The organism is Cylindrospermum stagnale PCC 7417, assembly GCF_000317535.1.
Taxonomy (GTDB): Bacteria; Cyanobacteriota; Cyanobacteriia; order Cyanobacteriales; family Nostocaceae; genus Cylindrospermum; species Cylindrospermum stagnale.
The window spans coordinates 3,905,236-3,917,570 of record NC_019757.1; the positions used below are offsets into that span (position 1 = coordinate 3,905,236).

General features: G+C 44.4%; 9 protein-coding genes. 3 read left to right on the forward strand and 6 right to left on the reverse strand.

The window, feature by feature from the left end; translation table 11 throughout:
• Window positions 1-179: 179 nt before the first annotated feature.
• Both CYLST_RS16295 and CYLST_RS16300 read right to left on the reverse strand, forming a co-directional pair.
• Complete coding sequence (locus tag CYLST_RS16295; RefSeq protein WP_015208826.1) at window positions 180-1,457, reverse strand: ABC transporter permease; 1,278 nt, start codon at window positions 1,455-1,457, stop codon at window positions 180-182.
• Between the two features lie 22 nt (window positions 1,458-1,479).
• Window positions 1,480-3,051: an efflux RND transporter periplasmic adaptor subunit gene (locus tag CYLST_RS16300; RefSeq protein WP_015208827.1), complete on the reverse strand. Its 1,572-nt coding sequence runs from the start codon at window positions 3,049-3,051 to the stop codon at window positions 1,480-1,482.
• Window positions 3,052-3,590: 539 nt separating this feature from the next.
• Between CYLST_RS16300 and CYLST_RS16305 the strand changes: the two genes are divergently transcribed.
• The gene (locus tag CYLST_RS16305) at window positions 3,591-4,475 is read left to right on the forward strand and encodes a tetratricopeptide repeat protein (RefSeq protein ID WP_015208829.1); all 885 of its coding nucleotides are present in this window, start codon (window positions 3,591-3,593) and stop codon (window positions 4,473-4,475) included.
• A 107-nt stretch (window positions 4,476-4,582) separates the two neighbouring features.
• On the opposite strand, the gene CYLST_RS16310 is transcribed toward CYLST_RS16305, so the two are convergent.
• Window positions 4,583-4,981 (reverse strand): response regulator, encoded by a 399-nt coding sequence (locus tag CYLST_RS16310; RefSeq protein ID WP_015208830.1) that lies wholly within the window; start codon window positions 4,979-4,981, stop codon window positions 4,583-4,585.
• Window positions 4,982-5,208: 227 nt separating this feature from the next.
• On the opposite strand from CYLST_RS16310, the gene gyrA reads away from it, so the two are divergent.
• The gene (gene gyrA, locus CYLST_RS16315; protein ID WP_015208831.1) at window positions 5,209-7,728 is read left to right on the forward strand and encodes a DNA topoisomerase (ATP-hydrolyzing) subunit A; all 2,520 of its coding nucleotides are present in this window, start codon (window positions 5,209-5,211) and stop codon (window positions 7,726-7,728) included.
• 71 nt (window positions 7,729-7,799) lie between these two features.
• Here the strand turns inward: gyrA and CYLST_RS16320 are convergent, their stop codons facing one another.
• Together CYLST_RS16320 and CYLST_RS16325 are read right to left on the reverse strand one after the other, a co-directional pair.
• On the reverse strand, window positions 7,800-8,507 hold the full coding sequence (locus CYLST_RS16320) for a beta/gamma crystallin domain-containing protein (RefSeq protein ID WP_015208832.1): 708 nt from the start codon (window positions 8,505-8,507) through the stop codon (window positions 7,800-7,802).
• A gap of 377 nt (window positions 8,508-8,884) precedes the next feature.
• Entirely contained in the window at window positions 8,885-9,265 is a 381-nt protein-coding gene (locus CYLST_RS16325; RefSeq protein WP_015208833.1) for a hypothetical protein, read from the reverse strand.
• Between the two features lie 460 nt (window positions 9,266-9,725).
• On the opposite strand from CYLST_RS16325, the gene CYLST_RS16330 reads away from it, so the two are divergent.
• Complete coding sequence (locus CYLST_RS16330; RefSeq protein WP_015208834.1) at window positions 9,726-9,911, forward strand: chlorophyll a/b-binding protein; 186 nt, start codon at window positions 9,726-9,728, stop codon at window positions 9,909-9,911.
• A 128-nt stretch (window positions 9,912-10,039) separates the two neighbouring features.
• On the opposite strand, the gene rpoD is transcribed toward CYLST_RS16330, so the two are convergent.
• The gene (gene rpoD / locus CYLST_RS16335; protein ID WP_015208835.1) at window positions 10,040-11,212 is read right to left on the reverse strand and encodes an RNA polymerase sigma factor RpoD; all 1,173 of its coding nucleotides are present in this window, start codon (window positions 11,210-11,212) and stop codon (window positions 10,040-10,042) included.
• Between the last annotated feature and the right edge of the window lie 1,123 nt (window positions 11,213-12,335).

Genomic DNA, 12,335 nt, shown 5'->3' on the forward strand with positions numbered 1-12,335 from the left:
AGATATTTTATACTAGAGCTAAATCGAAGTTTGATATATGCCTAAATCAATCTTTAGTGAATGTATTGAGGCGCTCGAAACAAGAGTTTAACTGCTAATCTCTGTACTTGATTTATTGGCAAAGTACTGCACGCAGGGGTAAGCGTAAAGGTGCTTGGAGGTTTTGAATATTGAGTTTTTTAGTCGCTGCGTAAAGCTGTGATGGGGTCTAATTTGGCGGCGTTTCGTGCGGGAATTACCCCAGCGACTAAGCCAACACTGAGGGAGAGTCCAAACCCGACGATGATCGACAAAAAAGATATCACAAACGGAAACTTGAAAATGGTTGCAGATGTAAAAGCAATCACAATGCCACTCGCTATACCTATGCTGCCGCCAGCAATAGAAATCACGATCGCTTCGGCTAAAAATTGATTGAGGATTGCTGAATTGGTGGCGCCTACTGCCTTACGAATCCCAATTTCCCGCGTGCGTTCCACAACGGAAACCAGCATGATATTAGCGATGCCAATACCGCCAACGACTAGAGAGATGCCTGCGATCGCCACTACCATGACTGTAAACAAGCCCACAACATTAGTGAAGGTGCTCACAATATCAGCTTGGTTAGTCAGCCGGAAATCATCGGCTTGCGGTGGATAGATGTTGTGACGCAGGCGTAAGAGATTGGTAACTTGAAACTGGGCCGCCTCTAACTGCTCTTGATTGGCTCCTTTGACTAAAATCCCATTCACAGAAACGCCTACCAGGGCATTGTTACCAACCAGTCTTTTCGACATACTAGTGAGAGGGATAAAAATTTGGTCATCTCGGTCTGTCGGCCCCTGAGACCCTTTAGGTTCCATCACCCCAATCACTTCATAAGCTTCTCCCTGAATCCGAATTTTCTCACCGATGACATTACCACCCTGTCCAAACAAAGTTCTCTGAACTGTAGGGCCAATAATGGCAAACTGTGCGGCAGTATCTAGTTCTTCCTGAGTAAAATATCTCCCCTGCTGGGGGCGGGTATTTCTGACTTCTGGGTAGTTTAAATCTGTACCAAAAACCGTCGTTGACGTGTTTTGTCCGGCATAAACAACTTGTGCATTCCGTTGTAGATAAGCAGAAACAAGTTCAGCGGATGGGGCTTGTGTAGCGATCGCCTTAGCATCTTCCCAAGTCAAGGTGCTGCTAGAACCTACTCCTTGGCGGATATTACCACTTCTAGCCGCACCGGCCAAGATTTGTAGCACATCCGTACCCAAGGCTTGTATCTGTTGCTCAACTCCCTTTTGCACTCCCTGACCAACAGAAGTAATGGCAATGACTGAAGAAATCCCAATAATTACCCCCAGCATCGTTAGTCCTGTGCGTAATTTGTTACTCCACAGCGTCTCTGCTGCCATTAACAATATTTCTAGCAATGGGACTGTGCGGGTATTCTTAGCTTTATTCGCGTAATAAGCCTTAGCCATATTGTTGTATATAAAACTAAATTTAAGGAGAACCACCGCCCTGAGAACGCCCACCGCCCTGAGAACGTCCACCGCCACCACCACCACCACCACCTAGACCAGGAAAAACCCCTCCTCGTGGTGTTGATTGTGGTCGTGAACCTGGTGGGAAACTGAGCAATACCCGCTCGTCTCCTGTCAATCCAGATTTGACTTCAGTAAAATTATTCACGGTAACGCCAGTTTCGATGGGAGTAAACACGGGTTTGTCATCCGCGCCAGCTACAAACACACCTGTGGCACGTTCTCGCCGCACCACCGAAGCTGTGGGCACCACTAAGACGTTTTCCAATTCACCGACTTGAAAATCTGCTGCCACATTCATCCCAGATCGCAGTAACCTTTGAGAGTCTGAGAGCGCTACTCTGACTTCAAAACTGGTAACATTTTGCTCCACTATCGCTTGGGCAGCAATTTGACTCACTGTACCTTCAAAGGTTTTTCCTGGGTAGGCATCTGCTTTAATTGAGACTTTTTGACCAAGGCTGATTTTGGAAATATTGGTTTCGGCTAAATTGGCGACAACTTCATTCGTTGAAGCTAGAGACAAGATTGAAGAAGAAGTAGCAGAAGATACGGAACTACTGGCAGTTGTGGGAGTCACGAAAGCGCCCGGATCAGCGTACTTCTTCGTCACCACACCCTCAAATGGTGCGCGAATGATCGTGTCGTTGATTTCGGCTTGGACGTTTTGTAGGGAGCCGCGAGCAGACATCATCTGAGCACGTGCGGCGTCAATATCTTCTCGGCGTGTTCCTGCTTTGAGGAGTGATAAAGCTTGTTGTCTCTGCTGCACCACAGAGAGTGCTTGCTGAATATCTTCTGGACGTGACCCGGCTTTTTGTAACGCTAGTGCTTGCTGTGCTTCACTCACCGAGGCTTGGGCACTGTCGCGATCTGCACGTTTTTGGTTTACAGTCTGGAGAGAAATGCCTCCTGAATTGTAAAGTTGCTGATTGCGGCGAAAATCATCTTCAGCTTTACTGAGGTTGGCTTGAGCGCTTTGTAACCGTGCCTGTGCTTGGGCAATATCTTGAGGGCGATTGCCGACTTGAATTTTTCGCAGATTCGCTTCAGCCTCGTTCAGTTGTGCCTGTGATTGGGCAATATCTTGGGGGCGATTGCCTGCGAGCAACTTTTGGAGATTCGCCTCAGCTTGTGCTATTTGTCCTCGCGCAGAGGTGAGTTGCCCTTGCAGGTTGGAATCATCCATGTAAGCGACAATCTGTCCTTGTTTGACGATATCTCCTTCCTTCGCCAGCAGTTTTTTCAGGATGCCTGAATTTTTAGGGCTAAGGTTGATTGAGCGCTCCGGCTTCACCGTACCGTTGGCGGAAACTGCGATCGCTAAAGTTTGCCTCTCTACAGGCTTTGTCAGCACCCGGCGTCTTGCTTCCTGACGGGAAAGTACTGCTACCTGGTAATAAACTGCATAGCTCATACCACCTAAAAGGCCAAGAGCGATTAGCCAAGATAGCCAACGATTTTTGCCCTTTTTTTTGACTTCCGGAACCAAAGCCGATGAATCCACAGGGTGTGATGTATCAATTGCCATATCCACTTTTGGTTAATCGGGCAGTAGCGAAAACGATGGAGGCGCGGTTTTGTTTCAATTGTTCAACAACCTCGTCGTATAAATTCATATAAGCAATTATCCTTTAAAAGGTTCCAACTCAATGCATGACTAAAGTCACTAGTAGTTTTAAACCAGCGCATGACCAAAGTCACCAGTTTTAAAATTAGCCTTGATGCTAGGTTTTATTAAAGAATCGCACCACGTATTTCCACTTATTGCCTGTGGACTATTCAAACTACTTGGCTTCCCAGGTTGATTGGTGATGATGAATGTACGAGCTATAAATTAAGTGTTTACACAATTATCTATCTACTCGCTGTTGAGGGCGATGTCAAGAGCTAAATTAGTTATATTACTAATACCCAGCCCTAACCTGTTCAACGCCAGTTAAATGTGTTTTTGCTGTCGGTAATTGCCGCCGTAAACACGCGTCTGCTGCAAAATTTGCCTTTCGTCTAGAGCGGAGATCGTTTAAGCTATCTGAAAGATTCTTTGATTTGTGGTTAAGAGGCGGTAGTGTGCCTAAACACGTTCGGTTGATTTCTCTTCTGGTTGTCTGTAGTTTGTGGAGTATGCCCGAAGCAGCTCATGCACAGGCATTGGTACCCCATACGCTGCAACTTGATGCAGCAAAGTTGGAGAAGCAGGGGTTGAGCTTGGCACAGGAGGCAGCTCAATTAGCGCAGTTTCAACAGGTTGAGTTGGCTTTACCACGAGCGCGGCTGGCTTCTCAACTGGCTCCTAAAAATGATAAAGTATGGTTGCTGTTAGGTGGCTTGCATTTGCAAACTAAAGAGTTTGATGCAGCGATCGCGGCTCTGAACAAAGCCCAAACTCTCAACCCCAAAAATGCTGACATTCTGTTTGCTTTGGGTTCGGCTAATTTTCAGCAGCAAAAGTACCCAGTAGCTATTGCCAATTACCAAGCAGGTCTAAAGTTAAAACCCAATGACCCAGAGGGATTATTTGATTTGGGGAATGCTTACTTTGTGTCAGGTCGATTGCCAGATGCGATCGCTCAGTTCACCAAAGCTGTCTCCCAAGATAAAAAATTCTGGCCGGCAATTAACAACATTGGTTTAATTAACTACGAGCAGGGTAATATCCCAGGAGCGATTAAGCAATGGCAAACAGCGGTGAAGCTTGACAAGCAAGCCGCAGAACCTTTACTAGCATTGGCAGTCGCGCTGTATACCAAAGGCGAGCGCCAACAAGGTCTGGCAATGGGAGAATCTGCACTCCGCATCGATCAGCGCTATGCCGACTTGGATTTCCTGAAGCAAAATCTCTGGGGCGATCGCCTGCTGTCAGATACGAAAAAATTCCTAGAATTACCCCGTATTCAAGCAGCCCTAGAACGACGGGAGGACACATCAGCCCCCGGTCAACAGCCTACACAATAGGAGGAATTGGGGATTGGGGATTAGGGATTGGGGATTGGGGAAATAGTTGTTTATCCAATTACCCATTACCCATTACCCATTACCAATTACCAATTACCAATTACCAATTACCCAGTTGGTAGAAGCGCAATGATCTGGTCAACAAATTGTTGATGGTCAACGACTGGTTTAGAGATGTAGCCATCAGCACCGCTCTGTTTGAGAAAGTTCTCGCGATCGCCTTCCATAGCATGAGCTGTCACCAAAATAATCGGTAAGCTTGCTGTGAGTGGGTCAGACTTTAACAGTTGTGTAATTTTGATCCCATCAACAGCCTGACCTTGGTAAAAACTTCGTGACAAAGAAACATCCATTAAAATCAGGTCGGCTTCTCCTGCTTGGGCGATTTTCATGATCTCTTCCACGTCTTCGGTGTGTTTCGCACCCAAGCCACCGCGCTTGGTCAGAATTTTGGAAAAAACGCGAGCATTAATCAGATCATCTTCGACAATCAATACGGTTTTCATGAGAATTTGACTGATAAGGGTGAGGGGGATTACCACCTGATCAAAACAGTTGTCTGCCTCATTTTAAGTAATCAATGTGCCTCCCCGCCGTCAAGGATAATACTACTGCTTTTTATCATATAAGTAGCAAGATTTTGTTAGGAATCCCATTTCATCCGTTATGCTGTGGTTGCTAGAGTGTTAAGTTCCAGCGACTTTTGTGTAGTTAAAATTCAGGGAAAAAGCTCATGGCAAAACAGTTAAACCTTCTCTCCACGGGACAGGTCATCACAACAGCCCTGCACACTGAGATGCAACGGTCTTACCTCGAATATGCCATGAGTGTGATTGTTGGGCGAGCGTTACCAGACGTACGTGATGGCTTAAAACCGGTGCATCGGCGGATTTTGTATGCCATGCACGAACTCGGTCTAGTACCCGACAGACCCTATCGGAAATGTGCCCGTGTAGTGGGGGATGTGCTAGGTAAGTACCACCCCCACGGTGACCAAGCAGTGTACGATGCTTTAGTTAGGCTGGTGCAGGAATTTTCCAGCCGCTATCCTTTATTAGCAGGACATGGCAACTTTGGTAGCGTTGATAATGACCCACCAGCGGCGATGCGCTACACAGAAACGCGCCTCTCACCCATTAGCCACGAGGGGATGCTAGCGGAAATTGGCGAAGAAACCGTGGAATTTATCGGTAACTTCGATAATTCCCAGCAAGAGCCAACAGTACTACCTGCTCAATTACCATTTCTGTTGCTCAATGGCTGTGCTGGTATTGCCGTGGGGATGGCAACAAATATTCCGCCGCACAACTTGGGAGAAATCGTTGATGGGTTGATTGCCTTAATTGACAACCCAGAATTGACTGATGAAAAATTATTTGAGCTAATTCCTGGGCCAGACTTTCCCACTGGGGGAGAAATTGTTAGTGGAACGGGAATTCGCGAAGCATACACCACCGGTAAGGGTGGAATTGTGCTGCGGGGAGTTGCCAACCTAGAAGAGATTCCCGCAACTAGGGGAAGTAAGCGACGAACGGCAATTATCATCACTGAATTGCCTTATCAAGTGAATAAAGCTGGCTGGATTGAAAAAGTAGCAGATCTGGTGAATCAAGGACGCTTGCAAGGAATCTCTGATTTGCGGGATGAAAGCGATCGCGAAGGGATGCGGGTAGTAATTGAACTCAAACGCGACACCAGCCCCCAAGAAATTCTCCAACATTTGTATCACCAAACCGCCTTACAAACGACTTTTGGCGCAATTCTCTTAGCCTTGGTGGATGGACAACCCCGCCAGTTGAGCTTGCGTCAAATATTGCAGGAATTTTTGAGCTACCGCGAACAGACTCTCAACCGTCGTTACAATTACGAATTAGAAAAAGCGGAAAACCGGGTGAATCTGGTATCAGGTTTGCTCAAAGCCTTATCTAACTTAGATCAGGTAATCGAAATTTTGCGCCAAGCTGCCGATGGCAGTACAGCTAAAATTAACCTTTGTAGCCGACTAGATTTGAGCGAGGGACAAGCCGATGGCATCCTGTCGATGCCATTACGCCGCCTCACCAGTTTAGAACAGCAAAACTTACAGCAGGAATTTGCCCAACTAACTGAGCAAATTACCTTATTGCGGAAATTACTCGATGACAGACGGGAATTACTGAAAGCACTGAAAAAGGATTTGCGATCGCTCAAACGCAAATACAGCGACTCCCGACGTACCAAGCTGATGCCTACTAGCGAAACACCAGTAAAAGAGGACAAGGAGACAAGGGGACAAGGAGCAGTAGAAGACGAGGACAATCCCAAATCCCAAATCCCAAACCTCAAACCAGAACAGCCACCAGAAGAAGCAGCTTTAGAATTTACCCAGCGAGGGTATGTACGTCGCATTCAACCGACAGCTAAAAAGCCGAAAACGGAAAATGGCTTGCATGAAAACGACTTCATTATCCAAACCGAGTTAACCGACACCGAAAAAGATTTGCTGATCCTCAACAGTAGCGGCAAAGTTTATCCTGTCAGGGTAGGAGACATTCCCGCCACAACAGGACGTTCTCCACGGGGAACACCACTAATCACCATGCTCACCACTACTGCTCAAGGCCATGTAGAAAGTGTTGTTAGCCGCTTTTTATTAGAAAATCCCGAAACTGACCAAATGGTTCTCTTAACCAAACAGGGACGAATTAAGCGCCTGTCAATGGGAGAATTCACCAACCTAACTCGGCGCGGAATTACAATTTTGAAGCTCAAAGACGATGATGAATTGTCATTTACCCAATTCACCACCACAGGGCAACATCTAATTTTAGCCAGTTCCGGCGGTCGCTTATTGCGATTTGCAGTAAATGACGAACAATTGCCCGTAATGGGTCGCGCAGCTATGGGATTACAGGCATTTCGCCTATTGAAAAATCAGCAAATGGTTGGTTGTGTCGCTGTCGGCAAAGATGACCAGTTATTGCTAGTTACTCAAGAAGGATCTGCCAAGCGGATGCCGGCAAATCAGTTAAAAGCAGCTAATCGCGGTGATTTAGGTACACAATCTCTGAAATTTGCCAACAAAACTGACAACTTAGCTGCTATGGTACGCGCCACCCCAGGAACAGAAGTAGCACTGCTGACAAATAAAGAGCGCGTCGTGCGAATCCCTGTAGACACAGTGCCGATTTTGGGTAGGGATGTTAAAGGTGAAAGCATCCTCCAACTCAGCCGCGATGAGAAAATTATCTCAGTCGTGGAAGTGCGAGTGTAAAAAAAATTAGGGACACAACATTGTTGTGTCCCTACAGAGTTTATTTAACAGAGCAAAAAACCGCTGTATTCTTAAGGCAAACCATTCCACTTAAAAATGAATTGGTCATTGCCTACAGGCTCATAGGTCATCCCTGCTGGAAATTCATCATCATTTGCTACTACTACATGAGTTTTATCGGCACTGTAGGTGAAATAGATCGACCCTGTAGTTTCGTAACTTCCAGTACTTTGGTTACGTAGATAAATGGCAGTTGTCAATGGTTCAGGTCTATTTTTATCTAGAGTACCAATTACCTGAAATACATCTTCCCCATCCTTGGAGCAGTCAACCACGTCACCGTACTCATAGGCTTTAACCGTGAGACAGTACTGAGATGAGCTATTAGTGGCATCAAAAAACTTGAAGCTGGGACTGAGACCGTTAGTTACTACATGAAAGGAAGTCAGAGCAATATTAATACTTGGGGTATCTTCGCGGTACTCCTCAAAAGCACCATGAAAGCCATCATCCTGCCAAGCTAATACTTTGATATCACTACTGCCGATCTTCACAGATTTGAATTGGTCGTTGAGGGATGGATCAGTTTTGTAAAGATCAACCTTGTCACCAAGGTTATATGTGTGTTCGCTACCACCAAAGTTCGTCGCTGTGAAGAAAGCTACTTCATTTGCAGATGGGGCTGCATAGGCTCTACCACCATTAAAAAAAACTAAAGACAGTACACAAGTAGCTAAACAGAGCAATTGGCTCAATTTTCTCTTGAAGTGAATGTCCATGATGAATAAAATTCTTGAGAATTTACTTACAAAAGTAGATATAAACCGTAATATTTTTCTACGTACACATATTAATATATGTTTACATTAAATACATAAGTTTAAAGTTAAACAGCAAAATTTAGTCTGATCATGTGGAATTATACTGCGGGGAGTTGCCAATCTGGGAGAGATTCCCGCAACTAGGGAAAGCAAGCGACGAACAGCAATTATCATCACTGAATTGCTTTATCAAGTTAATAAAGCTGGCTGGATTGAGAAAGTAGCGGATCTGGTGAATCAAGGTTCCTTGCAAGGAATCGAGTCTGAGTCAAAAAACTAGGGACACAATGTTGTGTCCCTAAAAAATCAAGTTTAAAAATAGTTGTTCAACTGGCTTATTTGAAGAAATCTTCACCGGCGATACTTTGGGGTGTAGTACCTACAACCTTTCTAAAGGTCAAAGTGTAAGTGTTGCTTGAGTTCTCAAACTTTTCATATCTGAGTCCATCAAGCTTTCCTTGACCAATCAGATTTTGCCAATCATTTCCGTTGATGCGGATAGTGACAGATGGCCCACAGCAGTTGTATTTGACATCTTTTGTGATTACGCCACTTGAAAAAGTTATTGTAGGGCACGATTGTTCATAAAGACCAAGAGGTACGGTAGCCGCACCCTGGTTGATTGTTTTGATACAATCTTCAGCTAATGCTTGTTCTTGTCCTAGGGAAAAGAATAAAGACAGCATCATTAAGAAGGCAATGATCATCCTTTTCATTGGGAAAATCCTCATGGGTTGTAAATTTCATCTCCAGTCACAACAGGCTTTGAGAGATGCCTATTTGACTGCAAAATTTGATCTATCTATAGATAGATATAAATTAAAAAGATTTTTCTACAAACAGAGTTTAATATTTTGTAACGATTAGTACATATTGACAAAGCTAATTAGGTGAAAACGGGTTTATCCAGTAAATTTTTTAAGTAATTTACTTACAGCACATTTCATCCGAGCGAGGTACACAATGGCAGGCAAGATGCCTACCCTACAAGAGTTTCATCATTCATATTTGTACCTCATTTACCTGCAATCTGCTGTATATAAGATGTTTGAATAAAAACTAAAAATATAAAGCATCCACAATATAAGTTAATAAATGTTGCATTCATGAAAATCTTTGTTATATTAGTTTACATAAGGCAACAAAGCTTAGTAAATATAATTTGGAGTGCGAACCATGACTAATGCAACAAAAACTATCACTAATACTCCCGTAGCTGAAGACCGCAACGCCTGGCGCTGGGGTTTCACCCCACAAGCAGAAATTTGGAATGGTCGCTTGGCAATGATCGGCTTTTTAGCAGCCGCTTTGATTGAGCTTGCTTCCGGTCAAGGCTTCCTACACTTTTGGGGTATTCTGTAAATTTTGAAATCTCATATTATTCATAAACAAAAAAACCTGGCATTCTTGATTAACTGCCAGGTTTTTTATTTGTTAATGGCCATTAGTCATCAGCTTTAAACTAATGACTAATGGCTAATGACTAATGACTACCGAATATATTCCTTAAGGACGCTGTTGCGGTTCGGGTGGCGTAATTTGCGGAGTGCCTTCGCCTCAATTTGACGAATCCGTTCGCGGGTAACGTTGAAAATCTGGCCGATTTCCTCAAGGGTTTTCATCCGACCATCATCTAAGCCGTAGCGCAGTCTGAGAACATCCCGTTCGCGGGGGCTGAGACTGTCGAGGACTTTTTCGAGGTCTTCACGCAGGAGATTTTTAGAAACTTGGTCTTCTGGCGTTTCACCATCGGATTCAATAAAATCGCCCAATCGAGAATCTTCTTCTTTACCGATGGGCGTTTCTAGTGAAATTGGTAACTGGGCGGATTTAGCGATAAACCGCAACTTCTCGATGGTCATTTCCATGCGGGTAGCGATTTCTTCTTCGGTGGGTTTACGACCCATTTCTTGAGACAGTAGTTTGGTGGTTTTCTTAATCCGCGAGATGGTTTCGTAAAGGTGAACCGGAAGGCGAATTGTGCGTGATTGATCAGCGATCGCCCTGGTAATAGCCTGACGAATCCACCAGGTAGCATAAGTAGAGAACTTATAACCTTTTTCGTGGTCAAACTTTTCAGCTGCGCGAATTAGACCGAGACTACCTTCCTGAATTAAGTCTTGGAAGGATAAACCACGATTCATATATTTCTTGGCAATTGAAACCACAAGGCGCAGGTTAGATTGTACCATTTTGTCTTTCGCCCTGCGTCCAACATGCAGGCGGTAACGAAAGGCAGGTAATGGCAATTGTACTTCTGCTGCCCATTCACTGTCTTTAGGGTCGCGCTCCAGCCGCTCTGAAAGCCTTTCCCTTACCCGCTCCAATTCCAGCAAGTCGGCTATTTTCCGCGCCAGTTCAATTTCTTCGTCCGCTCGCAATAGACGAATCCGCCCGATTTCTTGCAAGTACAGGCGAATTGAATCTTCGGTGTAATGCTTTTTCTTACTTTGTGTCCGACGACGCGATTTAGCGGCTTTTCCAGACTTTGCGTCGTCCTCATCAGACTGAGGCTCTAAAAACTCATCAATTTCGCCGTCATCCGTGATCAGCAAGTCCTCTTCATCGTCGATTAAGAGTTCTTCTAACTCGAGCTCAGGCTGATTCATTATTTCTAGGTCAGGCTGATATATGCTTTCGAGTACGTTGTTAGCCTGGTTCATGCCGCGTTCCTCATGCTCCTTGCAGAATCAATTACTCAAGATGTGTTTACGGCTCTTTTTATCGAGCTAATTGTTAACCGAAAATAGAGTTTTGGCTGATTTGCCTCAGATATTTTCGGCTTTCATTGCGCCTCTAGGAGGCGGAGTTTTTTACTTTAGTGGCAGTCATGACTGAATGTGACTTGCACTACGAAAGTAAAGGTCATACGTGTTGCAGTCGCAGACAAGTTCTAACTAATGGTCTAAAAAAAGACTCGTCTTGATCAAGAAATTCACCACTCCAGACAAACGAATATGACTGCTGGCAGATTTCTCTGTAAAGACTGCTCCGATTGTAGCCTGTTTCACAGAAATTGCACTCTTTTTGTGTGTTAATCATGAGACCGTTAACCAAGGTGATGCCACTTTTATCAAAAAGACATTAAAAACGGTAGTTGTACCCTGAAATCTTTGCTAAAACTTTTTAGTTTTGCAGTGGCATTCTCATTAGATGAAAAGGTAAGTGCACTTGCTCTTAAGGAATTCAAGGTATTATATACAACAATATTTACCTAGAACAGCGCGTTTGTTGTTCGCTTTCTTAAGCAGCATTAATGCACCCATTTTGGCTTTTCCTTCATAAATGACTCAGTTCAGAGAGCAAAGCGGGGCTTCCCGCCCTGTAAATACAGCAATTTTGGAACAGTGGCGGTGCTTGCGTTCAAGCACTTAACCTTATACACACCAATAACCTTCACTTAGGAGTTGAGGCTGTGGCTGAATCAAGCCGATGGCAGATGAATTTAGATTTAACTAATTCGGTCTTATTCACACATTAGCGCACTGCTGAGATTTCAACCTTATGAAACTTGACAAACTGTTCTTATTGTATACAAGGATATTTTAAACAGTCGAGAAAAAATTTGACATTCGAGATGCTCAATGATTTTCACGAGTTATGGCAAAAGTGCATCAGATAAATGCAAAATAATAGCCGTGACTACAGATTTATCTGATTAATCCCCTAGTTCTAGAGAAGCTCAGACTGGTGGGAGCATCTCTAGGGAAGACTTGAACAGTTACTGTTAATCTAGTCTGTCAAGAGGCGTAAGCAGGGCCAACCGCCAACTAGAGTGTGGGCTGA